Origin of the sequence: Euryhalocaulis caribicus (genome assembly GCF_000412185.1) — a bacterium.
In the GTDB taxonomy this organism is placed as follows: domain Bacteria; phylum Pseudomonadota; class Alphaproteobacteria; order Caulobacterales; family Maricaulaceae; genus Euryhalocaulis; species Euryhalocaulis caribicus.
The window spans coordinates 75,313-99,629 of the sequence record NZ_ASJA01000012.1 but is presented as its reverse complement, the minus strand read 5'-3'; the positions used below and the strand labels follow the sequence as shown (position 1 = coordinate 99,629).

The 24,317-nt window shown below is 63.4% G+C and carries 24 protein-coding genes and 1 riboswitch; of the genes, 10 read left to right on the top strand and 14 right to left on the bottom strand.

Translation table 11 applies throughout. The annotated features are described in order from the left end of the window. The first annotated feature begins 3 nt into the window (after positions 1 to 3). Both pgi and L338_RS10940 read left to right on the top strand, forming a co-directional pair. Entirely contained in the window at positions 4 to 1,617 is a 1,614-nt protein-coding gene (gene pgi, locus L338_RS10945; RefSeq protein WP_022698426.1) for a glucose-6-phosphate isomerase, read from the top strand. Between the two features lie 466 nt (positions 1,618 to 2,083). Further along, entirely contained in the window at positions 2,084 to 2,410 is a 327-nt protein-coding gene (locus tag L338_RS10940) for a hypothetical protein (RefSeq protein WP_152485877.1), read from the top strand. A 162-nt stretch (positions 2,411 to 2,572) separates the two neighbouring features. Here the strand turns inward: L338_RS10940 and L338_RS10935 are convergent, their stop codons facing one another. Then, positions 2,573 to 4,885, bottom strand: a complete 2,313-nt coding sequence (locus L338_RS10935) for a TonB-dependent receptor plug domain-containing protein (RefSeq protein WP_022698424.1) — start codon at positions 4,883 to 4,885, stop codon at positions 2,573 to 2,575. 168 nt (positions 4,886 to 5,053) lie between these two features. Here L338_RS10935 and hisS point away from each other — a divergent pair, with 168 nt between their 5' ends. After that, a complete protein-coding gene (gene hisS, locus L338_RS10930; RefSeq protein ID WP_022698423.1) occupies positions 5,054 to 6,562 on the top strand; it encodes a histidine--tRNA ligase in 1,509 nt (502 codons plus the stop codon). On the opposite strand, the gene L338_RS17605 is transcribed toward hisS, so the two are convergent. Both L338_RS17605 and L338_RS10925 read right to left on the bottom strand, forming a co-directional pair. Continuing rightward, complete coding sequence (locus L338_RS17605) at positions 6,556 to 6,726, bottom strand: hypothetical protein (protein ID WP_022698422.1); 171 nt, start codon at positions 6,724 to 6,726, stop codon at positions 6,556 to 6,558. The genes hisS and L338_RS17605 overlap by 7 nt on opposite strands. Positions 6,727 to 6,849: 123 nt before the next feature. Further along, positions 6,850 to 7,374 carry a hypothetical protein gene (locus tag L338_RS10925; RefSeq protein WP_022698421.1) on the bottom strand — a complete coding sequence of 175 codons (525 nt, stop codon included), beginning with the start codon at positions 7,372 to 7,374 and terminating at the stop codon, positions 6,850 to 6,852. A gap of 166 nt (positions 7,375 to 7,540) precedes the next feature. On the opposite strand from L338_RS10925, the gene L338_RS10920 reads away from it, so the two are divergent. After that, entirely contained in the window at positions 7,541 to 7,963 is a 423-nt protein-coding gene (locus L338_RS10920; protein WP_022698420.1) for a DUF2141 domain-containing protein, read from the top strand. A gap of 80 nt (positions 7,964 to 8,043) precedes the next feature. On the opposite strand, the gene L338_RS10915 is transcribed toward L338_RS10920, so the two are convergent. The 11 genes from L338_RS10915 to pspF form a co-directional block, all read right to left on the bottom strand. After that, positions 8,044 to 9,525 (bottom strand): PepSY-associated TM helix domain-containing protein, encoded by a 1,482-nt coding sequence (locus L338_RS10915; RefSeq protein WP_022698419.1) that lies wholly within the window; start codon positions 9,523 to 9,525, stop codon positions 8,044 to 8,046. 5 nt (positions 9,526 to 9,530) lie between these two features. After that, positions 9,531 to 10,139, bottom strand: coding sequence for a hypothetical protein (locus L338_RS16610; protein WP_022698418.1), 609 nt, complete (start codon positions 10,137 to 10,139; stop codon positions 9,531 to 9,533). A gap of 3 nt (positions 10,140 to 10,142) precedes the next feature. Next, positions 10,143 to 12,248 (bottom strand): TonB-dependent siderophore receptor, encoded by a 2,106-nt coding sequence (locus tag L338_RS10905; protein WP_206740827.1) that lies wholly within the window; start codon positions 12,246 to 12,248, stop codon positions 10,143 to 10,145. Between the two features lie 220 nt (positions 12,249 to 12,468). Beyond that, on the bottom strand, positions 12,469 to 14,118 hold the full coding sequence (gene groL, locus L338_RS10900) for a chaperonin GroEL (RefSeq protein WP_022698416.1): 1,650 nt from the start codon (positions 14,116 to 14,118) through the stop codon (positions 12,469 to 12,471). 89 nt (positions 14,119 to 14,207) lie between these two features. Next, on the bottom strand, positions 14,208 to 14,501 hold the full coding sequence (gene groES, locus L338_RS10895) for a co-chaperone GroES (protein WP_022698415.1): 294 nt from the start codon (positions 14,499 to 14,501) through the stop codon (positions 14,208 to 14,210). 274 nt (positions 14,502 to 14,775) lie between these two features. Further along, positions 14,776 to 16,173 (bottom strand): dihydrolipoyl dehydrogenase, encoded by a 1,398-nt coding sequence (lpdA, locus tag L338_RS10890; protein ID WP_022698414.1) that lies wholly within the window; start codon positions 16,171 to 16,173, stop codon positions 14,776 to 14,778. 70 nt (positions 16,174 to 16,243) lie between these two features. Next, a complete protein-coding gene (locus L338_RS10885; RefSeq protein WP_051122769.1) occupies positions 16,244 to 17,038 on the bottom strand; it encodes an ABC transporter substrate-binding protein in 795 nt (264 codons plus the stop codon). Positions 17,039 to 17,172: 134 nt separating this feature from the next. Then, entirely contained in the window at positions 17,173 to 19,065 is a 1,893-nt protein-coding gene (locus tag L338_RS10880) for a TonB-dependent receptor plug domain-containing protein (protein ID WP_161624625.1), read from the bottom strand. Between the two features lie 119 nt (positions 19,066 to 19,184). Then, a riboswitch (cobalamin riboswitch) is annotated at positions 19,185 to 19,410 on the bottom strand. Positions 19,411 to 19,439: 29 nt separating this feature from the next. Then, entirely contained in the window at positions 19,440 to 20,267 is an 828-nt protein-coding gene (locus L338_RS10875; RefSeq protein WP_051122768.1) for a WecB/TagA/CpsF family glycosyltransferase, read from the bottom strand. A gap of 145 nt (positions 20,268 to 20,412) precedes the next feature. Then, positions 20,413 to 20,814: a DUF6491 family protein gene (locus L338_RS10870; protein WP_152485876.1), complete on the bottom strand. Its 402-nt coding sequence runs from the start codon at positions 20,812 to 20,814 to the stop codon at positions 20,413 to 20,415. A 52-nt stretch (positions 20,815 to 20,866) separates the two neighbouring features. Then, the gene (gene pspF / locus L338_RS10865) at positions 20,867 to 21,904 is read right to left on the bottom strand and encodes a phage shock protein operon transcriptional activator (RefSeq protein ID WP_022698409.1); all 1,038 of its coding nucleotides are present in this window, start codon (positions 21,902 to 21,904) and stop codon (positions 20,867 to 20,869) included. A gap of 199 nt (positions 21,905 to 22,103) precedes the next feature. Between pspF and L338_RS18115 the strand changes: the two genes are divergently transcribed. The 6 genes from L338_RS18115 to L338_RS10840 all read left to right on the top strand — a co-directional run bounded on the left by L338_RS18115 (position 22,104) and on the right by L338_RS10840 (position 24,286). Then, entirely contained in the window at positions 22,104 to 22,238 is a 135-nt protein-coding gene (locus L338_RS18115; RefSeq protein ID WP_022698408.1) for a hypothetical protein, read from the top strand. A gap of 94 nt (positions 22,239 to 22,332) precedes the next feature. Next, complete coding sequence (gene pspA / locus L338_RS10860; RefSeq protein ID WP_022698407.1) at positions 22,333 to 23,043, top strand: phage shock protein PspA; 711 nt, start codon at positions 22,333 to 22,335, stop codon at positions 23,041 to 23,043. A 37-nt stretch (positions 23,044 to 23,080) separates the two neighbouring features. Further along, positions 23,081 to 23,320: an envelope stress response membrane protein PspB gene (pspB, locus tag L338_RS10855; RefSeq protein ID WP_022698406.1), complete on the top strand. Its 240-nt coding sequence runs from the start codon at positions 23,081 to 23,083 to the stop codon at positions 23,318 to 23,320. A gap of 7 nt (positions 23,321 to 23,327) precedes the next feature. Further along, positions 23,328 to 23,564 carry an envelope stress response membrane protein PspB gene (pspB, locus tag L338_RS10850; protein ID WP_022698405.1) on the top strand — a complete coding sequence of 79 codons (237 nt, stop codon included), beginning with the start codon at positions 23,328 to 23,330 and terminating at the stop codon, positions 23,562 to 23,564. Then, positions 23,557 to 23,970, top strand: a complete 414-nt coding sequence (pspC, locus tag L338_RS10845) for an envelope stress response membrane protein PspC (protein WP_027068469.1) — start codon at positions 23,557 to 23,559, stop codon at positions 23,968 to 23,970. The genes pspB (L338_RS10850) and pspC overlap by 8 nt, the downstream gene beginning before the upstream one ends. Positions 23,971 to 24,010: 40 nt before the next feature. Next, positions 24,011 to 24,286, top strand: coding sequence for a hypothetical protein (locus L338_RS10840; RefSeq protein ID WP_022698403.1), 276 nt, complete (start codon positions 24,011 to 24,013; stop codon positions 24,284 to 24,286). The last annotated feature ends 31 nt before the right edge of the window (positions 24,287 to 24,317 follow it).

Genomic DNA, 24,317 nt, shown 5'->3' with positions numbered 1-24,317 from the left:
ACGATGAGCCCTGACTGGACTCCCGTAAACGCGGCGGCGGACCGCCTGTCGAAAACCACGCTGGCCGCCCTTTCCGATTCCGATGAAGGCCGGTTCGCGGCGTTCAGCCATGCGCTGGACGGGCTGCTGATCGATTTCTCACGCCAGAAACTGGATGCGGGAGCGCTTGAGGCGCTGACCGGGTTCGCGAAAGCGCGCGGGTTCGAGGATTTCCGCACCCGCCTGTTCGCGGGCGAAGCGGTGAATGCGACCGAGGGCCGCCCCGCCCTGCATATGGCGTGGCGCGCCGACGGCGGGGCGGACTATCCGGCGGCAGGGCCGGACATCGCGGAATCGGTGGCGGACGAGCGGGCGCGGATGCGAGCGCTGGCGGACGGCATCCGGTCCGGCGAGATCACGGGCGCACGCGGCCGGCCGATCCGGCAGGTGCTGCATCTGGGGATTGGCGGGTCCGATCTGGGGCCGCGGCTGGTTTATGACGCGCTGAAGCACGAGCGCGACCCGCTGATGACGCTGCGCTTCGCGGCCAATATCGACCCGGCGGAGCTGAATGACGCGCTGGAGGGGCTGGACCCGGAAACCACGCTGGTCATCATCGTCTCCAAGTCCTTCACCACGCCGGAAACCCTGACCAATGCCCGCCACGCCCGGTTCTGGCTGGAACAGGGGCTGGGCGATGCGGAGGCGGCGAAGGCGCAACTGGCCGCGGTCAGCGCCAATCCGGAAAAGGCGCAGGATTTCGGCGTGCCCGCCAACCGTATCTTCGGATTTCAGGACTGGGTGGGCGGACGCTATTCGCTGTGGTCCTCGGTCAGCCTGTCGCTGGAAATCGCGCTGGAGGCCGGGGCCATGGACGCCCTTCGCGCCGGCGCGGCGGCAATGGACGCGCATTTCCGCGATGCAAAGCTGGACCAGAATATCCCGCTGCTGAAAGCGCTGACCGATCTGTGGAATGCGCGGGCGCTGGGTTATCCGACGCGCTGCGTGGCGCCTTATTCCACGCGGCTGCGCCTGCTGCCCGGCTTCCTACAGCAGCTGGAGATGGAATCGAACGGCAAGGGCGTGGCGCTGGACGGCGCGCCGGTCGCCGCATCCTCCCCCGTCGTCTGGGGCGCGGAGGGGACAAACGCGCAGCACGCCTTCTTCCAGCAGCTCCACCAGGGGCCGCAGGGCGCGCCGGTGGATTTCATGGCGGTCAAGGAATCCCACGAGGCGCGGGACGACATGCACCGCGCCCTGCTGGCCAATTGCATCGCGCAGGGCGAGGCCCTGATGCGCGGGCGCAGCGCGGAAGCCGTGCGGGCGGAGATGCAGGCCGGCGGCGCGGACGATGCGGAGATCGCCCGGCTGGCGCCGCACCGCGTCTGCCCCGGCGACCGCCCCTCCACCACGTTCATCCTCGACCGGCTGGACGCCAGGACGCTGGGCCTGCTGCTGGCGCTGTTCGAACACAAGACCGCCGCCGAGGGCGCGCTGATTGGCGTGAACAGTTTCGACCAGTACGGCGTGGAGCTGGGAAAGACGCTCGCCAGACGCGCCCTGCCCGCCATCGAGGGCGAGACGGATCAGGGCGTCGACGCAACCAGCGCTGCGCTGATCGCGCATTTGCGGCGCTGAGTAAGCTTTCGAAATGCGATTTTTGGCGTTTTTGAGTGTTCTGTGGCTGGCGGGATGTGACGCTTGGCCAACAGTCGTGGATAATCAGGCCCCGTCACCCATCACTATCCGTTACCATCATTCCGCATATGATTATTGGTCCGGCCCAATTTCCATTGCCCCCGATCATGCGAAGATGCTTTCGCGGGCGCATTGGGTGCAGGATATTGACGGCCTCCGGATCGCAGAGGGCGAACGGCTTTACTCCCTGTCGACAGAATCAATCAGAGAGCTTGAGAAGGCCTGTGACAGCACAGAGTTCGCCAGACGTGTGGGCGTCGCGCGAAATTGCTATTTGATCTATCTCGGTTCGGGGCGATTACGGCTTAGTTCGGAGCAACCCGAAGGACTGCAATACCAGTTTGCCGACGATGGCGGATAGATACGTGCAACGCCCGGAATTGAAGTGAACGGAAGACGGCAATTCTTGCGTTTATTCGGCGCGAGCGCGCTGATACTGCTGGCCAGTTGTCCCCGTAAATTCGACCGCGAAAAATGGCGCGAAGCCGACTTGCTCACAAGGGAGCGGGCAAGAATGATGGACGAGCTACAGGGACAACACGCCCTAAAGGGCCTTACCCGTCAGGAGGTCATTGAACTTCTGGGCGAACCGACGCCTACAGAATATTTCAGTGACTGGGACATAGTTTATGTTCTCGGCCCCACGCCCATTTTTCCCATAGACTTCGAATGGCTCATCATCCGACTGGATGAGAACGGTCGTGTCTCGGAATATCATCAGGTTTCCGATTAGTCCTGTCCGCCATTGGGGCGAGGCGGTTCAGGGTATGGGCGCGGTTAGTGTTGCACTGGAGTGTTTTTCAGGGGGTAAGTGTCACCTCCCAACAAGCCATTCTGCGAACTGTTTAATCCTGTTGGCACGGCGGCCGGCTCATACCGGCCGCCGTGCCAAGTTTCAGAACTTGGTTCGTAGCCCCAAGACAAGATTGCGGCCCCGCAAGGGTGACTGGTCCTTCACGAATGACGTATGTACGAAAGCCAGCTCATCGGTCAGGTTCGTGCCGCGCGCATAGATTTCAAGCTCGCTTCCACCCTCGACCTCCAGGCGATAGGCGATGGTGGCGTTGACCATGTTGTAGCCATCAGTCTGCGTCTCATAGGAAGCGACCTCATCCTGCTCGAAGGTGCGGTAATATTCCACATCGGCAGACAACGGCCCCTGCGCCCAATCGAGCCGCGCGCCGAGGCGGCCAGGCGGAATTCGGGGCAGATTGTCGTCTTGGCTCTTGAGGTTGGCGTCGACATAATCACCGAACACCGTGACCCGCGCCTTTGGCGTGAAGCCATAGCTGATTTGCCCGTCAATGCCAGTGAAGCTGGCATCGGCGGCAGTGTAGATCAGCCAGTTATGGGGGACCCCGGTTTCATCGTCCATGTCGAGGAAGCGGGCGAAGACGTAGTCCTCAATGTCCTGGTAGAACAGGCCGGCTTCGAACTCGAGCGGGCCGCCGGTCTTGCGGAAGGTCAGATTAATTGAATCCGTTTTTTCTATAAGATCCGGCGCGCTGGGCGCAAAGGAAACTGGAAAACTGTCCCACAACCAGTCCCCCGGAGATTGCACGAGCCCTTGCTCATAGCTGTTGGTCGCCATGTTGTTCCCGCTCGCGTAAAGTTCACGGACGCTCGGCGCACGTTCGGTGTGGGCGAGTGACAGCGCCGCCGCATAACCGCCCTTGATGTTCCAGGTTGCGCCAAGCGAAGCCGAAAAGGGATCGTGTTTAGTGGGTGGATTCTGCTGGTAAAAGCTGTTGAGAGAGCGCTCCTCAAGAATCTCCCGCCAGTCTGGGCCATAGTTCTGGGAATACCAGTTATCTTCCGGCAAAGTGGTGCGGAAGGGCGGCGGGGACGCGCTTATCTCACGCCAATCCTTTCGGGCGGCGATTTCGAAATCGACGGGCCCGAATGAACGGCGCTCGCTCAGGAAAATTCCGATATTTTCGGTAAGATAGTCGGGCACCCCGTCAAGGCCATAATCGTCATCGGGAAACGGCACAGCCAAGTCGTTGATGTTGAGGCCAGTGAATGTGCCATCAGTATACTGGCCGCCGAAAGTTCCGGTGAAGCCAAACAACGGCTTATGGGTCAATTCAATACGTCCGTCCCACACTTCGTTCGTGTAGCGCGTGAACAGCGTCCGGCCATCGACCTCGTCATGCTGGTAGTCTGTGTAGGATCCGCGCAACCGGACATGGCTGAAACCCGGCAGCAAATTCTCATAATCCGCGCGCAGATCGACACGCTCGCTGCGCAAATCGATATAGGCCGTGTGACTGTCTGGGGAGGTCACCGGATCCACAAAGCCTGCATGGGCGCTGCAATGAAGGTCGAGGTAATCGGAATAGTAATGCGTGTGGCAAACGCCATTGGCGTGACTATGTCCGGGCAGCCCATACTCTGCGTCCTGCCTGGCATAGGAGGCGCCGATATAACCCTTGTCCGTGATCCACGAAGCGCCGAAGGCGTAGCTTGAGCTTTTGCCGAAGGAATCTTTCAATTTGTCGGCGCCGTATTCGTCAGGCACGTCGTAATCCGCGCGTTGCGAATACGAGCCTTCCGCGTGTAGAGCGACGGGTCCCAGCGCGGTAGTAAGGCGACCGGCCGCGGCTTTTTCCTTGTCCGCGGATCCGAACCGCAATTCGGAAGCGCCCGTTGCCTCCTTGTCAGGGAGTGTCTTGGGGATCTTGCTGTCAATGAGGTTGATTGCGCCGTTTACAGCGCTCCCGCCATAGCGAACAGCGGCCGGTCCACGCTGAATTTCGATCGCGTCGAGCAGCAGCGGGTCCGTCACGATTGCATGGTCGGGCGAGACGGAAGCGACATCGAATAGGTTGGCCCCATCGGTGAGAATTTCGATGCGCGGCAGAGTCTGTCCGCGAATGACCGGGCGCGACGCCCCGGCGCCGAAATTATCCATGTGCACGCCTGGCAAACCTTCCAACGTTTCGCCGAGGGTGCCGCGCCGGCGATGCACTAGCTCTTCATCGGCAAGAACGGCCACAGGCAGCACCGCCGCATCGCCGGACGAGCTTAGCGAATGACCGGTGACAATTATCGTATCGGCGTTTGATTCTTCAGTGTTTTCAATATTTTGCTTGCCCTTATTCTGCAGACTGGTTTCCTGTGCCTGCGCCGTGGCCGGCAGTAAGGCGAGTGCGGATACGAACGAAAAAAGGCAGGCCCTCGCCTGCCGTCTGATGACAACGATCACGATGCTTCTCCCCGAAATTTGATAAGAATCATGTATGATATGTTATATCATTACGTCAACCGCGCTTTACCCGATGTGACGTTCCCAGCCAAATTGCACAGATTTAGATGCTTCCCGCCGCCGCGCCCCCTCGCCTTTCGCGGCGTGGCGCGCTAACTCCGCAGACCTATGGCCAAGAAAGACAAACCCTTCCGCCCCAAGGCGCGCCGCCCGCGCGGTTTCGAGGACCGCCCCGCTGATATCCTGAAGGCCGAGCGCGACCTGGTCGCGCGCGCCGGCGAGGTTTACGAGGCGCATGGCTTCATGCCGCTGGCCACCGGCGCGTTCGAATATGCCGACGCGCTGGGCAAGTTCCTGCCGGACGAGGAGCGCCCGAACGAGGGCGTGTTCGCCCTGCAGGACGATGACGAGCAGTGGATGGCGCTGCGCTATGACATGACCGCGCCGCTGGCCCGCTATGTCGCCGAGAATTTCGACGGCCTCGCCAAGCCCTATCGCCGCTGGCAGGCGGGCAGCGTGTGGCGCAACGAGAAGCCCGGGCCGGGCCGGTTCCGGGAATTCACCCAGTGCGACGCCGACAGCGTCGGCGCGCCGGGCCCCGAGGCCGACGCCGAGATGGTGATGCTGGCCGCGAAGGTGATGGAGGCCGCGGGCCTGGGCGAGGGCGACTTCGTGGTGCGCGTGAACGACCGCCGCCTGCTGGACGGGGTTCTGGATCTGGCCGGGGTCGGCGACGCGGCGCAAAAGGGCCGCGTCCTGCGCAGCCTGGACAAGCTGGACAAGTTCGGCTGGGACGGCGTGGCGCAACTTCTGGGCGGCGGGCGCAAGGACGAGTCCGGCGACTTTACCGAGGGCGCCAAGCTGGACGATGCGCAGATCGAGGCGGTGAAGCGGTTTACCGAAGCCTCGGGCGCTTATGAGTCCGGCGCGGCCGACCCGGCGGGCGAGACGATCCGCGCGCTGGGCGCGGCGCTGGACGGCTCCCAACAGGGCGAGGCGGGCGTCGCGGCGCTGGGCGTCATCAACGATATCCTGAAGGGCCTCGATTTCGGCCCGGCGCAATTCCGTATCGACACCTCCGTCGTGCGCGGCCTTGGCTATTACACCGGCACGGTGTTCGAGGCGGAGCTTCTGAAGACCGCGACCTATGAGGACGGCAAGCCGATCCAGTTCGGCTCGGTCGGCGGCGGCGGGCGCTATGACGATCTGGTCTCCCGCTTCAAGGGCCAGCCGGTGCCCGCGACCGGGTTCTCCTTCGGCGTGTCGCGGTTTGCCGCGGCGCTGCGGGCGCTGGAGAGCGGCGAGGCGTCGAAGTTCGACGGGCCGGTCGTGGTGCTGGCGCTGGAGGACGGGCAGGCGGCGGAATATTTCGGCATGGCCGCGGAGATCCGCCAAAAGCTGAATGTCCCGGCGGAAGTCTATGTCGGGTCGGGCCGGAATTTCGGGAAACAGTTGAAATACGCCGACAAGCGCGGCGCGCCGGTGGCGGTGATCGTTGGCTCCGAAGAGCGCGAGAACGGCCAGGTGACCATCAAGGACCTGGCGCTGGGCGCGAAGCTGTCAGCGGAGGCCGAGACCCGCGAAGAGTGGCTGGCCAACGAGCAGCAGAAGACGGTGCCGCGCGGGGAGATGATCGAGACCATCTCCCGCGCGCTTTCCCGGATGAAGGATCAATAGAAGGGCGGCGGAGTCCGCTCTTTCTTCTTTTCCTTCTTGGCGGCTTTCTCGGCCCCATCGGCCGAGCTGGCCATGTCATTGCCCGCGGGTTGGGTGGCGCAGCCGGCGAGGCCGGCCGTGGCCACGGAAACCGCGATGAGCGCAGCGGTGATCGTTTTCGTCATGGGCGTAGTCCCTTCATTGCCTAGACGAGCAGCCCCGCTTTCTTGAATGCCTGCCAGCGCCTGTCGCGATGCTGGCGGGCGGGTGAGCGTTTGGTAATCGGTTCGACAGATTGGGCGCAGACGTTACAGGCCGACAGCCTGTTTCATCTCGCGCTTGAGGCTGCGCGGGGCGTCATCGATATCGTCGATGAAATCCTCCGCGCCGTCTTCATCCGCGCCGGTTATGACGATATGCGCGGAGTCGCCGGTCGGGCCGTTATCCTGCGCATCGATCACGACGGATTTGTCACCGCCGGGCGCATTCACCACGACGCGCGCGGCGTCCCCGCCTTCTTCATCGGAGGCATAGATCGACACGCCAAAGAGCTTCAGCTTCAGATCGCCCAAGTCGGCGCCCTGAATATCGGCGGTATCCAGCGCCTTTCTATAAGCCGCGTCCGCGTCGCCGCCCGTCATCAGGCGGGCGGAATCCTTGTCCTCGCCATCGGTCCACATGGCGGCGGACAGGCCCTCATCCGTATTGCGGACATAATGGACGACGCCGTCCTCTCCCGAGACGATGACTTCCAGTTCAAAGGGCCGCTCCGCCGCAAAGGCGGGCGAAGCCGCGAAGGCCGCCACGATGGCGGCCAGAATAAAGCGTTTCATGTTGTTCCTTCCGATGGGTCCCTGGTTCCATCGGCAGCCCGAACATATTGATAATCGATAAAACCGCCTCGCGCAACGATAAAAAATGCCGGCAGCGGCATTGACTCCGATAAATAACTTTGTTTATTAAAGTACTTGTCGCTAACCGATAACCAAGGAGACAGACATGAAAAAGACAATCGCCCTCGCCGCCGCCCTCAGCGCCCTTGCCGCGCCGGCCTTCGCCGGGGACATCGCGCTGACGATCAATGGCGTGCAGCCGGAAGGCGGGAAGGTTCTGGTGTCCCTGCAGACCGAGGAGCAGTTCATGACGCGGGAATACGCCGCTTCGGACATGCTGGACGGCGCGCAGGCCGGAACGCTGACCACGACGCTGAAGGACGTGCCGGCGGGTGAGTACGCCCTTTCCATTCTCCATGACGCCAATGGCGACTGGAAGATGGATTTGAGCGAGCAATATCTGCCGCAGGAAGGCTGGGCGATGAGTGGCGAGGTGAAGATGAACCGCCCGCCGCAATTCTCCGACGCCCGCTTCACCGTCCAGGAAGGCGCGCAAGCGGTCTCGCTGGACATGAGCTATCCCGAATAGGGCGAGCACTTTCCGCAAAAGGCAAAGGGCGGCGGATCTTCCGCTGCCCTTTTTCTTGTCAGTTTGCGCGCGGTGATTCCTCAGCCCGCCGGCGGCAGGGCGGCAAGGCGGGAGCGCAGCGAGCCGGAGGCGGAAACCGCCAGCGCCAGCCCGGTGAGCAGGAAGATCGCCGTCACCCAGAAGGCCGCCGGCGCCTCGAATGATCCGCCATGACGGACAGCGTGGACCAGCGCGGCGAGAATGACGAGACCGCCCGACCCGGCGCGGGCAATCCGAGAAACCGCGTCCGGACGGGCCGCGACCATGGCCGCGATGATGAAGACCATCAGGGAAAGCCAGAAAATGGCGGTCAGCGCGCCGCCCTCAAGCCCAGCGGCGGCATTGCCCAGATAGGCGAATGCCAGCGCGGCGGGCATGCCCCAGACAATGGCCGTCCAGGCGCAATCCAGCCGGACCGCCGGACGGCCCTTCTCCGCGCGTTTGAGAAAATAGATGCGCATGCCGCTGGCGATGATGACGGCCAGCGCCAGTCCCAGCAGGACATATATCGCCTTTACCGGGATGCCGCCGAAGGAGCCGAAATGGAGCTGGTAGAGGGATGCGGAGACCTGCTGGCCGATGGCGCCGTCCGACATGCCGGTCGTGCCCTGGAATTCGCCCGCGGCGTTGTAATTGTAATATTCCCCGAAAATCACCCGGTCGGGATGTTCGGCGATGATCTGGATATGCTGGCCCGCCGTCTGCGGGTCGTGGACGATCACATAGGTCGGGATGGCGTTGTGGCCCTGCGCGTTGAAGTGGCCAAGCGCGGCGGAAACATCGGCCAGTTGCGCCGGGTTCTCGTCGGGCGGCGGTTCGGACCCGAAGACCGGTTCGAACACCTTTCCCGTGTCGCCGTTGAAATTGGCCAGCGCAATGCCGAACGCCACGATGGAGGCGAGGCCGAGAATGGCCCCGGTCGCGGAGACGGCGATGTGGAACGGCGCGGTCCAGACGCTGAGCCGGTTATGCAGATCCGCCTGGGTCAGCCGCCCACGCCCCAAGCGCATGGAGAAGGCGTCTTTCAGGATGCGCGGATGGGCCAGAAAGCCGGTCATCGCCATGGCGACCATCATCACGCCCAGAATACCCACAATGGTCAGGCCCAGCACGCCCGGAATGTGCAGATAGTAGTGCATGTCCAGCACGAACTGGGTCCAGGGAAAATGCTCCCGCCCGGCGAGCAAGCCGTCGCTGTTGGCGAAGGCCGCGCCGTGATCGGTGGTGATGACGGAGCGGGGAAATTCCGCCGTTGGAAGGCCGACATAGAGGTGGGTGGTGGACTGGCCCTGCCGGTCGATAATGGCCTGGGCGGCGCGTTCGGCCGCGTCCGGGGACAGGGACGCGATCTCCGGCGCGCCCGGTTGCTCCCATCGCTCCAGCTCCTGATGGAAGACCAGCAGCGTGCCGCTGATCGTCAGAATATAGAGCAGCGCCGACAGGGCGACGCCTATCGCCATGTGCCCGGAAAGGGCTTTTGCCACGAAGCCCGGGGCCATTTTCGGCCAGATTGTCTTAGCCATCGGGATCAAGCCCCTCCCACGGGCAGCAGGAATATGTGCGCGGCGCTGATCGCGGCGAAAGCGGCCACGACCGCGCTCTTGCGCACAAGACTGTTATCCATCGCGACCCATGAGGCCAGCGCGGCCCATGCGGTGACCGCGAAGATGAAGGCCGCCGCCCCGGTATCGGCCGCGCCGACGCCGGCGCCGGTCAGGAAACGATAAAACGAGATGGTCAGCAGGATCGCCGCCGCGCCGGCCAGCGGGCCGGTCAGCAGCGTGACATAGGTGATGCGAAGCGGCGTGTGCCACGACATGCGGCCGGGGGAAATTTCCTCCGCCGCGGAGGGCTCTCGCGTTTTCCGGCGCTTTGCCGGCATGACGATACTGACCGTGACGGCGGCCAGCGCGATGATGCACGCCGCCAGGATGCCGAGAATGATTCCCCGGTCCGGCCCGCCCAAGGCAGACCAGGGAACCATCGCCCCCGCAAGGAGGGCCCATCCGCCAAGGATGGATGGACCGCGATTGCCTGCGCGCCGCCGCCACGCCCGCCGCAGCAGGTAGAGGCCCGCCGCGATCATGGCCGTTCCGGCCAGCGCCAGACCAAGGGAGGGAAGCGCGCCGGGCAGCATCGCCTAGAACCGCTTCGCCAGACGGGCGACAACGGTGCGCCCCTCGCCCGGGAAGCAGTCGCCGCGGGCAAGGCAAGTGGCGAAATATTCCTTGTCGGCGAGATTGCGGGCATTGACCGTGAAGTCCCAGCCTTCGGCGCGGTAGCCGATCATGGCGTCCGCGACCGTGTAGGAGTCATTGACGATCTGCACGCGCTCTCCGGTGAACGGGTTGATGCCGTTGCTTTCGTTCTCGCCGGCATAGCGCAGGCCGAACCCGGCGCGGAAATTGGCCAGGGGGCCGGCTTCCGGCTGATACATCGCCCAGGCGGAGGCCTGCGTCTCCGGGATGCTGGAAAGCGGCACGCCGTTCGGGTCCTCGGTATCCAGGGCGCTGAAATTGCCTTCCAGATACCAATCGCCCAGCGTTGTCAGGGCTTCCAGTTCGAACCCGGTGATCTTGGCCACGCCCTCCTGTTGCGAGGGGGCGGTGGGCAGGGCGACGGGGTTCGACAGGTTGGACTGTTCGATGTCGAAATATGCCGCGGTGATATAGGTGCGCGTGCCCAGCGGCTGGTATTTCAGGCCCGCCTCGTACTGGCGGCCTTCCTGCGGCTTCAGATTATCGCCGGTGACCGTATCGACGCCCAGAACCGGCTCGAAGGATTCGGCGTAGCTGACATAGGGCGACAGGCCCATGTCGAACTTGTAGATCGCGCCGACCGAGAAGCTGGTGGCGTCGTCTTCCTGGGTCGCGGAGCCGTTGTCGCTTTCAACCGTATCGAAGCGCACGCCGCCATTCAGGAACAGATTCCCGATGGAGACCTGGTCGTTTATGTAAACGCCCAGGTCTTCCGTCGTGGAGGGCGGCGTGTCGACCGGTTTAAGGTTCTTCACCGCCTCTGAGAGCGGGCCATAAACGGGATTGAAGACGTTTATGACCTCGCCAAAATAATAGCCGACATCGCTGTCGGTCTGGACGTCCTGCGCGTTCACCCCGGCCAGAAGTTCGTGCCGGATCATGCCGGTCTGGAACTGCGCCCGCAGCCGCACATCGGCGGAAAGCTGCTGGGACGAGGCGTCGCCCGCATACCAGGTGCTAAGGCCGTTTCCGGCGGCGTCGATGCGCGGAACGCCGGCCCCGGCGAAGCTGACCCAGCGCTGGCTGTAATCGGCCATGCCGTTCTTGTAGCGGGCCGTCCCCTCGACCGAGAAAATCTCGTTCAGCTCATGGCTGCCCATCAGGGTCAGGGAGACCGAGTCGGTGTCGTATTTGTTGAAATCGGGATGGCCGAGATAGGTGGAGGGCTCGATCTCCTCGCCGCTGGCGCTTTCGAGATAGGTGCCGGTCAGCGGCAGGAACTGGCCGGCCGTGTCCGATTCCGATTCCTGGAATTCAGCCAGCACGGTAAAGCGCGTGGACGGCGCGGGCTGCCAGGTCAGGGAGGGTGAGATGACCATGGAGTCGTCATTGACGTAATCGATCTGGGTGTCGGAGTCGCGATAGAGCGCCACCACGCGGCCCGAGAGGCCGCTATTATCGCCAAACAACGGGCCGTTGATGTCCGCGCCCACCTGGAAACGGTCATAGGAGCCATACTCCACGACCAGCTCGCGGCGGGGTTCCGGATTGGCGATCTTGGACACGACATTCACAATGCCGCCCGGAGAACCGCGCCCGTAAAGAACCGAGGCCGGGCCTTTCAGGACCTCCACCTGCTCCAGCATGTAAATGTCGGAGCGGGTGTTGTTGTAGAAGCCGAACAGGACCTGGATGTTGTCGCGGTATTCCGGCACGTCGAGACCGCGCACAGTGGCGAAGTCGCCGCGCGTGGCGAACCCGTAAGTGTCGCCCGAGACGCCGGCCGTGTAGGTCAGCGCGTCATCCAGCGTCAGCGCGCCCTTGGCGCGGAACATTTCTTCGGTTTCGACCGAGACCGAACGGGCAGTCTCGAGGATCGGCGTGTTGGACTTGGTAACGCCGAACTGGGACAGCATGCCGGTGACGACGACTTCGTCGACGGCCGTGGCGCTGTCATCATTTTCGTTATTTTCCGATTGCGCGAATGCGGCGTTGCCGGCCGCCAGGGCGAGCGCCAGAGCGCCCCATGAAACAGATGAAATCTTCACGAAAAACAAGTCCCCCGAACGTGATCAGCGCGAAACCGGGCGGCCGCGCTATTTGCGAATAATTCTCATTTGCCTCATATCGGGGGCAGTCTGTTATTGCAAGGCATTCTCAACAAGAAAATGCTGCTGATGCGAAGAAAATGACAGGCGCATAGGAAAAGGGCGGCCCCGATGGAGCCGCCCTTCCCTTTGAAGCGTAAGGCTTTGAAGGTGGCTGGACTTAGAAGCCCATGCCGCCCATTCCGCCCATGTCGCCCATGTCGGGCGCGCCGCCGCCGGATTTCTCCTTCTTCGGCGCTTCGCCGATGGCGGCTTCGGTGGTGATGAACAGGCCCGCGATGGACGCGGCGTCCTGCAGAGCGTGACGGACGACTTTCGCCGGGTCGATGATGCCCGCGGCGATCAGGTCCTTGTACTCTTCCAGATAGGCGTCGAAACCGAACTTGTAGTCGTCGTTTTCGAGCAGCTTGCCCACCACGATGGAGCCTTCAACGCCCGAGTTGGCCGCGATCTGACGGATCGGAGCCTGCAGGGCGCGGCGGACGATCTTGACGCCCGCGGCCTGGTCGGCGTTCACGGCCTCGAAGTTCTCGAGAACCTTGGAGGCTTTCAGCAGGGCGACGCCGCCGCCCGGCACGATGCCTTCCTCAACCGCGGCGCGCGTGGCGTTCAGCGCATCGTCGACACGGTCTTTCTTCTCTTTCACTTCGACTTCGGTCGCGCCGCCGACGCGGATCACCGCAACGCCGCCGGCCAGCTTGGCCAGACGCTCTTGCAGCTTTTCCTTGTCGTAGTCGGAGGAGGTGTCCTCGATCTGCTTGCGGATCTGGTTGGTCCGCGCCTCAATCGCTTCCTTGTCGCCGGCGCCGTCGACGATCGTGGTGTCGTCTTTGGTGATGGTGACTTTCTTGGCCGTGCCGAGCATTTCGGTCGTGACGTTCTCGAGCTTGATGCCGAGATCTTCGCTGATGACTTCACCGCCCGTCAGGGTGGCGATGTCTTCCAGCATGGCCTTGCGGCGTTCGCCGAAGCCCGGAGCCTTGACGGCCGCGACCTTCAGGCCGCCGCGCAGCTTGTTGACCACCAGGGTGGCCAGGGCTTCGCCTTCAATGTCTTCGGCGATGATCAGCAGGGGACGGCCCGACTGAACGACCGATTCCAGGATCGGCAGCATCGGCTGCAGGGAAGAGAGCTTCTTCTCGTGCAGCAGGATCATCGGATCCTCGAGGTTCGCCACCATCTTCTCGGAGTCGGTGACGAAGTACGGGGAAAGATAGCCGCGGTCGAACTGCATGCCTTCGACGACTTCCAGCTCGGTCTCCAGGGACTTCGCTTCCTCGACGGTGATCACGCCTTCATTGCCGACCTTGTCCATGGCCTTGGCGATCATGTCGCCAATTTCACGGTCGCCATTGGCGGAGATGGAGCCGACCTGGGCGATTTCCTCGGAGCCGGAGATCTTCGTGGCGTGGGACTTGATGTCCTCGACGACCTTCTTCACCGCAGCGTCGATGCCGCGCTTGAGGTCCATCGGGTTCATGCCCGCGGCCACGGACTTCATGCCTTCGCGGACGATGGACTGGCCCAGGACCGTGGCGGTCGTGGTGCCGTCGCCGGCTTCGTCATTGGTGCGGGACGCAACTTCGCGCAGAAGCTGGGCGCCCATGTTCTCGAACTTGTCCTCGAGCTCGACTTCCTTCGCGACAGAGACGCCGTCCTTGGTGGAGCGCGGCGCGCCGAAAGATTTCTCGATGACGACGTTGCGGCCTTTCGGGCCCAGCGTGACTTTCACGGCATCGGCCAGAATATCGACGCCCTTGAGCATGCGATTGCGGGCGTCGGAGCCGAAATGAACTTCTTTGGCAGCCATTTCGTGAGTTCCTCTTGTTTTCTAATTCGTGCGTTTCGTTCGGGTATCAAAAAACCGCTTGCGGCCGGATGGCCTTTGCGAAGCGGTTCCTAGCCGGCGTTCATGACGCCGAGGATGTCGGATTCCTTCATGATCAGCAGCTCGTCGCCGTCGATCGTGATTTCCGTGCCCGACCACTTGCCGAACAGGATGCGGTCGCCCGTCTTGACGTCCGGGGCGATCAGTTCGCCCTTGTCGTCACGCGCGCCGGCGCCGACGGCGACAACTTCGCCTTCCTGCGGCTTTTCCTTGGCGGTGTCGGGAATGATGATCCCGCCCTTGGTGGTTTGCTCTTCCTCCACGCGCTTCACCAGCACGCGGTCATGCAGCGGACGAAAATTCATCGGATTACCTCTGCTCCCGTAATATTGAGACTTAGCGTTTTTTCGTGAGCCGGTGAGCGCCGTTAGCACTCTATGACCCCGGCTGCTAACGGAGGGCTAGGTAGGGGCGAAGCCGGGGATCGTCAAGAGATTCCGGCCGATGATTTTTTCGCTTTTGCGGCAAGGGTTTAGAATCGTTGCGGGGATTGGCGTGATGATGCCATTGCCGCCCGCGCCGGATATGAAAAAGGGCAGGGAAAACCCTGCCCTTTTCTGTTTGAACCCTGGAAGCGCGTCAGGCCTGCATCGTCCAGCCTTCGACGCCCATGGCCGCCTGGCGAACGGCCTCCGACATGGTCGGGTGGGCGTGGCAGGTGCGGGCGATGTCCTCCGACGCCGCGCCAAACGACATGGCGAGCGCGGCCTCGGCCACCAGTTCGCCGGCGCCGACGCAAATCAGGTGGACGCCCAGAACCGTGTCGGTCTTCTTGTCAGCCAGGACCTTCACCATGCCTTCGGTCGTGTGGTTGGTGCGGGCGCGGGAATTGGCCTGCATCGGGAATTTGCCGACGGCGTAGTCCACGCCCTCTTCCTTAAGCTGGTCTTCCGTCTTGCCGACCCAGGCGATCTCCGGGTTCGTATAGACGACGCCGGGGATCAGGTTGTGGTCGACATGGCCCGGCTGGCCGGCGATCAGCTCCGCCGCGGCGACGCCCTCTTCCTCGGCCTTGTGGGCCAGCATGGCGCCGGTGGTGCAGTCGCCGATCACCCAGATATTCTCGACGCTGGTCTTCAGACCGTCATTGACGATGAAGCCGCGCTCGTCGGTTTTCACGCCGGCCTTGTCCAGGCCCAGACCCTCGGTGAAGGGACGGCGGCCGATGGCGACCAGAACCGTGTCGGCCTCGATGGTTTCCTTGTCGCCGCCCTTGGCGGGCTCGATGTTCACGGAAAGGCGCTTGCCCTTCTCCACGCCGGTCACTTTCTGACCCAGCTTGAACTCGATGCCCTGTTTCTTGAACGTGCGCTGGGCGGTTTTGGCGAGCTCGGAATCGACGCCCGGCAGGATGCGGTCGAGATATTCAACGACCGTGACTTCCGCGCCCAGACGCCGCCAGACCGAGCCAAGCTCCAGCCCGATAATGCCGGCGCCGACGACGACCAGCTTGTCCGGGACATTGTCCAGAGCGATGGCCTGGTCGGAGGTGACGATGCGCTCGCCGTCGATCTCCACGCCCGGCAGCGGGGTGACTTCGGAGCCGGTGGCGATGACGATATGCTTGGTTTCCAGCGTCTTCTCGCCGTCATCGCCTTTCACCGACACCTTGCCCTTGCCGGCCACCGCGCCCTTGCCCTTGATCCAGTCGACCTTGTTCTTCTTGAACAGGAACTCGACGCCCTTGGTCAGGCCGTCCACGGCTTCGGATTTCTGTTTCATCATCTGGCCGAGATTGAGGGAGAGGCCCTCATACTCCACGCCCAGCCCCTCGAATTCATTCTTCGCGCCTTCATAGACTTCGGAGGCATGCAGCAGCGCCTTGGACGGGATGCAGCCGACATTCAGGCATGTGCCGCCGAGCGTCTTGCGGCTTTCGATGCAGGCGACCTTCAGGCCAAGCTGTCCGCAACGGATGGCGCAGTTATAACCGCCCGGTCCGCCGCCAATGATCACCACGTCGTATTTGTCGGCCATTCTTGTCTCGTCCTGAAAGTCGGTGGAAGGGATCGCGTGAGAGGCGAGGTATGACCGATTGCCGTGAAGGTCAACGCTTTGAGGCTTGCATATCCATCGTATCGGCCATGCGTTCGGCGGCCTCGATCAGGCGGGGACCGGCGCAGGGCCACAGACCCCCGGGAATTTCGGCGCGCGGGGCGGCCAGGATGCGCTGCATCGCCGGGTGGCGGGCGCGGCGGAATTGCTGGCTGGCGTAGCCTTCACGGAAGTAAGAGGCGACGACCATGTCGGGCGCGAGCGCGGTCAGGCGCTCCGGCTGGGCGGTGAACCAGCCCTGGCGATCGGCCAGCAGGTTTCGGCCCCCGGCCAGGCGCATCGCGGCGTCGGCATAAGTGCCCGCGCCAGACGTGCCGCCGGCGGGGGTGAGATAGAGAAGATCGGGCGCGGTTCCGCGCGCCTCCGCGCGCCGTTGGAGGACGGCGCGGCGGGCCGCGAGATCATCGAGGCGCGCCGCGCCCGCTTCGGGGCGGTCCAGCGCGGCGGCGAGAGCTTCGATATTTGAAGCGACGCCGTCGAAACTCTCGGTCCAGCTTATTTCGTGGGTGGGCACGCCGAGACGTTGCAGCATGGCCTGCGCGCGCCCGCCCTCGCCCGGGCCGAAAACGACGAGATCTGGCTTGAGCATCAGCAGGCGTTCGGCGTCCGGGGCGGCCTGCGGCAGGTCCCGGGCCCAGTCCGGCGCCAGCGAGACGGCGTCCCGCGACTGCCAGCTCAGCGCGGCGACCTGATCGCGGTCCGCAACGCTCAAAACATACTGGTCCGCGCAGAGCGAGGCGGAAACCACGCGCTGCGGCGCTGCGGCGGCAGGAGCGGAAAGCATCATCGCCAGCGCGATGAGCGCGGCAAAAAGGCCCCCTCCCCACAAGGAAGAGGGGGTAAGTGTCGGGGCCGGGAAAGGCGCGCGCGAAGCAGCGCAGTCGCTCCGCGCGGCCCCGCCCCGATATCGGCGGGGCGAAATCACCCTTTCCAGCTCAGCCCGGCGAACACGGCCGCGCCCTGAGTTTCGAACCCGATGACGTCGACATAATCCTCGTCCAGCAGGTTCTCGCCGCGCAGCGTGGCTTCCCAGCCGTCCGCGAACTCATAGCCGACGACCGCGCCGACCAGCGTGTAGGCGTCCAGCGTGATCGTCTGGCCCGTGGAAAAGTCCGTGTCGAGCTGATCGCCGACATAGTCGGCGGACGCGCCGATGCGCCAGCGGTCGGCCGGACGCCAGCCGGCGGTGAGGCTGCCGGTGGTTTCGGGGCGGCGTATTTCTTCGGCGCCGTTTTCATCCGACTCCAGCAGGGTCAGCGCGCCGTCGATGAACAGGGTCTCGAGCGGACGCCAGCTGGCCTCCAGTTCCACGCCATTGCGCTCGCTTTCGGTCTGACGATTGAGGGCGGTCGAGGTGAAGTCCGGATTGAAGGCGGTGTAGATCTCGTTCTCCAGCCTCGACTCGAAATAGGTCGCGGAGAGATCGAGATTCAGCGGGTCCACGCGCTGATCCCAGCCGATTTCCCAGCCCGTGGAATTTTCAGGCTGCAGGTCCGGATTGCCGACAAAGCTGCCCGGGAAGAAGCCGAACAGTTCAAAGACGCCGGGATTGGTCACGCCCTCGCCCACGCTGGCGCGGGCTTTGCCGTCAATCGCGGCGAACCGCCAGCCGGCGCCGACGCGCCAGGTCGTGACGTTATCGAAGCGATCATTGAAATCGCGCCGGATGGAAGCGTTCAGGAGGGCCGGGCCGGCGGAAAAGCCGTAATCCAGCGCCACGGCGTCATTGGTGATCTCCTGCTTCTGGTTTTCGCCCGCGCCGGGAATGCCGCCGTCATTCTTGAACATCTCGGTTTCTGACTCGACCAGCGCGACCAGGCGGTGATCGGCGTTCAGGGCGCGGCCGCGCCAGCCTGCTTTACCCTCGAAGTCCCAGCGGCGGCCGATGGAGGCGTTGTCGAAAGCGCCATCGGCGTAGTTTTCAGCGTCCACCAGCGTTAGGCCCGCGGAGCCTTCATAGAAGAAGCCGCCGTCCAGATCGCCTTTCAGGGCGGCGCGGCCGAAGACTTCCTCGGTCGCGCGCAGACGGTCGGCGTTATCCAGCGCGCCATCGAAATCGATGTCCGGATCGGACTGCGCCTCGGCGTCCTGATAGCGGCCCGTCAGAATGAGACGCGCCGCCTTTCCGAGCAGCGGATAGGCGAAGCTGCCGTTCAGGGTCAGGTTCTCGAACCCGTCTTTCTCGCCGCCCTGACCGGAAACATCGATTCCGTCCGAGTCGAAGGCCGAGGCCGAGAGGCTGGCGCGCCCCTTGCCCACCCGCCCGGCGATACGGGCCGAGCCGCGGACCGTGTTGAAGGAGCCGGCCTCAACGGCGGCAGAATAGGACGGCGCGCCGCCGCCCGGGCGGGTGACGATATTGATCACCCCGCCAATCGCGTCCGAGCCCCACAGGGCGGATTGTTCGCCGCGCAGGATTTCGATCCGTTCCACATTGGCGGTCTGCAGGTTCGCAAACTCGAATTCGCCGGTGAAGGGGCTGGAGGCTTCCACCCCGTCGATCAGCACAACGGTCTGGTTGGCTTCCGAGCCGCGCAGGCGCACCTGCGTCAGGCCGCCGAAGCCGCCCGATTGCGACACCGCAATCCCGGCGGATCCCCGCAATATATCGGATATGAAAGCATCGCCCCGCGCGGCGATTTCATCGCGGCCGATGATGGTGGCCGAGGAGGTGACGTCCTCCAGCGGAATCGGGTCGAGCGCGCCGATCACGATCAGTTCGTCCAGCTCTTCGCTGGTGTTGGCGGTCTGGGCGAAGGCGGGGGGTACGGCGAGAAGGGCCAGCGCCGTGCTGGTCAGTAGCGTGCGTGTCATCGACATCTCCAAACGCTTCGCGCCCCGCGCCGCGAAGGCGGGCGGGAAGCGGGTTCAACGGATGCCGCTGCTTCGGAAAAACAAAGGTTCCGGCCCTCGCGCCTTATCCCGGGCGCGATGATCGAGCGACTGCGCCGGCCGGTCTTCCGGCTCTCGGCTGATCGCGCCTGGATCGCGCCTTCCCAGAGCCAGGGGCTCCAGTGGCGTGATGCGGTCCAGACTCGCCGATGACGGCTGCGGGCACAGCCCCGGATTGAGAGTCGCGCAAAGAAAGAAAGGCCCGCGCGCTCCGCACCGGGTTCCCGATTAATCCCGGTTAGGGGAACCGACGCAGAGAGGGGTGTATGCCCCCTGCCCGCGGGTTTCAAGTGGCGTCAGAAGGAGGCGAAACTCTGATTGAGGTCGCGGGCCAGACGGTCCAGTTGCCGCCGGTTGCGCCGCCATTCCAGCCAGAGCAGCAATACTTTGGGCCCTTCGACAAGATAGCGCCGCCACATGCGTTTGGGCTCGCTGGCCAGACGGTGCAGCCATTCCAGCCGCGCCTTCTGCATCCAGCGCGGGGCGCGGGAGACCTTGCCGGCGAGGAAATCCAGCGACGCGCCGACGCAGAAACCGATGCCGGTGCAGTCGCGGCGGTCGCGTATGGCCTGCGCCACCATCTCCTGCTGCGGAGACCCGACACAGAGAAAGACGAAACGGGACGGGTTGCGGAAGACGAACTCCGCGCAGTCCTGCACCGCCAGCGGATTTTTCTTCAATCCCATGGGCGCGTCGTGCCAGCGCAGATCGGTCAGGCCATAGCGCTTTTCGATCGCCTCGATCACCGATTGCGTGCCGCCTATGACCACCACCGGTTCATCCGGGTCGATGGCGTCCGCGAACAGGCGCTCCGTGAGGTCGGAGCCGGGCGTGACATCCACTTTTTCGCCGGAGATTTTTGCGATGAGTTCAAGAATGCGGCTGTCGCAGACCGTCAGCCAGGCTTGCGCGTAGAGCACGGCCTCCCGCGGATTGCCGCGGGCGATACGGACCAGGTGATCCACATTCGGGGTGACGACGAATTCAAAGGACTTGTCCGCCGGGCGTTCGGTGACGCGCTGAAACGCGGTGTCCATGCCGATGCGGTCGAAACCCCCATTGAGAAACCAGATATGACGGGATCCGCGGCGGCGGTCGGCGCCTGTTTCGCTGATGGCGGTCATGATCGGCGCGTCTCCCCTCGTCCCAAAACGCTGCAGTTCGCGCGCCCGTGAGGGGCGCACGGGCGTCACAAAGCAAACCGCGCGCCATTCCCGGCGCGCGGCTGTTATCCGCTGATCAGCTATTGAAGAGGGTCAGAAAGCCGGATCAGTCCATTCCGGACTGATCGTTCTCTTCCGCGTCTGGATAGACGCGCGTGATTTCCTTGATGTCGCAGGATTCGCCGCGGGCATAGATACGGCCGGGCGCAATCTCGCCCGCGCACATGAAGTTGCCGGTATCAGACTCCAGCGCCAGATTCCAGGACCAGTTGAGCTGGCTGCACGTCTTGTAGACATCGACCTCATAATGGTCGTTGGCGCCAACACTGATCCGGACCGTGTCGTCATCGACTTCGCTGAAGCCGTTCACGTTCCGCACGGGGAAGCAATCGCGTTCGGCCGACTGCGCGGCCTGCGGCGCGTCGCCCGAAGCGCTGTCCATCGTATCCATATCGGACGCACAGCCGAACAGGGCGATAACGCTGGATGCAACCACTAGCCTGAGCATTGTAATAACCTTCGACAGCTCCCTCGTGCGAAGATGAATGCGTCAGGCCGCGTTAAGTTCGGTATTGGTGCGAGTTGATTTCATGTTTCCGGAGCAGGTTGCGGAATTGATGATAGCTAAGCGCCAGATGTTCCGCGGCTTTTCCCTGATGGCCGTCATGGGTTTTCAGGGCGCTTTCTACGAGTGATTTTTCGAAAGACTCGACACTCTGCTTGAAATCACGAGGCTTGGAATCCGGCGCGGGCGCGGCGCTTCCGTCCGGCGTTCCGGCTTCTTCCTCCGCGCCGCCATCCAGCCGCCAGGGCGATTCAAAGGGATCCAGCTGGATAGCGTCTATGGGCTGGCGGGACCGGGATTCGGCGGCCAGCGTGCGATAGGTGGCGCGCTCCACGGCGTTTTTCAGCTCTCGCACATTGCCGGGCCAGTCATGGTTCATCAGCGCGCCCATCGCCTTCATCCCGAAGCCGGGAAAGTGATCGGCGCCCAGCTCCGCCGTCATGCGCTGGGCGAAATGCTGGGCCAGGATCGGAATATCCTCCCACCGGGCGCGGAGCGGCGGCAGGGTGACCACATCGAAGGCCAGACGATCCAGAAGGTCGGCGCGGAACTCACCTTTCCGCACCGCGCCCGGCAAGTGCACGTTCGCCGCCCCGATCACGCGCACATCGACGCTGATCGTTTCCGAACCGCCCAGACGCTCGAACTCGCCATATTCCAGGATGCGCAGGATCTGTTCCTGCACGCGCATGGAGGCGTTGGAGATTTCGTCCAGGAACAGCGTGCCGCCATCGGCGCGCTCAAACCGCCCGACATGGCGGCTGGAAGCGCCGGTAAAGGCCCCGGCCTCATGGCCGAAAAGCTCCGACTCCAGCAGGTTTTCCGACAGAGCGGCGCAGTTCAGCGTGACATAGGGCTGGTCCCAGCGCGGGGACAGAAAGTGCAGGCGGGCGGCGGCCAGCTCCTTGCCGACGCCGCGCTCGCCCACGATCAGGACCGGGCGGTCCAGCGGGGCGGCGCGTGAGACCTGCTCCAGCGATTCCAGGAATTGCGGGGACTGGCCGACGAGCGGCGGGAGATCGGTGAGCGCCATGGCCGATAATTTATATATTTAACCGGCTAAATCTACGATATTTCGTATTTTTAGTTATTTTATTGGTAAACATAATTGCCCTATTTTCCTGAATTATCTATATTTTTCAATAATTTATATAATTAATAAAAAACTGGCACACCCCTTGCTGATATGAAGACGTGAGGCACGGAACTCACGAGCCAAGGGACGAAAGACCATGACTGACTATGAAACCCGCCACGGAGACTCGCGAGACACGCTGAGCCGGTTCGGACGCTATTTGCGCAGCCGCTCGGGCGAGGTCTGGGCCTTCTTCGCGGTGGGTCTGGTAATCGGCCTGATCATCGGCTGACCCCGCCCCGCGCATCACGACAGATCAAGAAAAGAAAAATCGCTAACCGGCAAACGCTAACCGCCGACACAAAAAACAAGAAGGAGTATCCAGGATGAGCATCTTTTCCCGACTTGGAGACATCATCAATTCCAACCTCAACGCCATGCTTGAGCGCGCCGAGGACCCCGAGAAGATCGCGCGCCTGATCATTCAGGAAATGGAAGACACGCTGGTCGAGGTCCGCACCTCCGCCGCGCGCTCCATCGCCGACAAGAAGACGCTGAAGCGTGAAGTCGAAGAACTGAAGCGCCAGGCCGAAGAATGGGAAACCAAGGCCGAGCTGGCCGTCGAGAAGGGCCGCGAAGACCTGGCCCGCGGCGCGCTGGCCCAGAAGCGCAAGCTGGAGCAGGCCGCCGAAATCAAGGCCAACCAGCTGAAGATCGTGAAGGAAGCGATCGAGAAGGCCGAGTCCGACATGAACAAGCTTCAGGACAAGCTTGAAGAGGCCAAGGCCAAGCACAAGGCGCTGATGATGCGCCGCCAGACGGCCGAAGGACGCATCAAGATGCGCGGCCATGTCGCCGACACCAAGATCGACGACGCGCTGGCCCGCTACGCCCATGTCGAGCGCAAGGTCGACGAGCTGGAAGCCCAGGTCGACGCCTATGACCTGAACAATGGCCGCAGCCTGAAGAGCCAGTTCGACGAGATCGAGGACAAGGACAAGGTGGAAGAGGAGCTTCAAGCCCTCAAGAAGCGGATGTCCAACCGCACGGGCGGCGACAAGCCGGCTGCGGCGTCCACACCCGGAGAGGCCGGTTAATCACCGGCCCTCCCTACCCTGACGGAGGAATTAAGCAATGGAAGTACTCGCCATCCTTTTCATGGTCATCGTGGCCCCGCTGTGGATCATCTTCCACTACACCACGAAGGCGCGCGAGAAGGGCAGCCTGACCCCGGACGACGAAAAGATGCTCGAGGATCTCTGGAAGAGCGCCAAGGGCATGGAGCGCCGGATCGACGCCCTGGAATCAGTCCTGGACGTTGAGCCCCGCACCCGTCCCGCCGGCGACCGCCCCGCCGCCGACCGCATGATGTGATCGCGTCGTGAGCGCCACCCTCCTCCCCATCCTGGCCCTTTTGATCCTTTTCATAGGGCTGCCGTGGCTGGTCCTGCACTACGTCACGAAGATGCAAAAGGCGCGCAGCCTGGACCCCGCTGACGAGAGAATGCTGGAGGATCTGTGGCTGATCGCCCGGGAGATGAGGCGGCGGATCGAGACGGTCGAGGACATCCTCGAGATCAAGAAAGACAAGAAAACCAAGGACAACGACAATGAGTGACCCCATGAGAGACAATCCGAACCCGCATCGCCTCTACCGCAACAAGGACCGCGGCTGGATCGGCGGCGTGGTGGCCGGGCTGGGCGATTATTTCGGCCTGGACGCAGCCATCCTGCGGATCGCCGCCATCGTCCTGTTCCTGTTCCCGGGCACGTCCGGCTTCATGCTGATCGGCTATGTCATCGCCTGGATCGTGATCCCGCGCCGCCCGATGGACGTGCGCCGACCCGCAAGCCCGGACGAGGACGAGTTCCTGCGCGGCGTCGCCCGCAAGCCGTCCGAGACGTTCTCCAATATCCGCTACACGTTCCGCGACATGGACGAGCGGCTGCAGAACATCGAACGGGTGGTGACCTCCGAAGAGTGGCGCCTGCGCCGCGAATTCAAGGACCTGGAGCGCTCCTAGAGCGCGCTTGCGGCCAGCCAATCGTCAAGGGGGACAGACCATGTTGAAAGGCGCCGTATTCACCACCGTGGCGGGGGCCGCCCTGATCGCCTCCCTGGCGATCGCCCCGCCCCGGGCGCTCGCCGGGCAGGGACCGGTTTCGGTCTGCGTGGCGGGCCTGAACGTGACCATGAAGGGCGGGGAAAGCCCGGTCGCCATCGGCCTTAGCGAACGCTTCGCCTGCGGCTGTGACCGGAAGTGCCGCCCGATGACCATACGGTTCGAGGGCGCGGCTGAAAAAGCCACGGGCGCGACCGTCCGCCGCCTGCACATCTAGGGCGCGCATTGCGCCGGACCGGAACTTCACG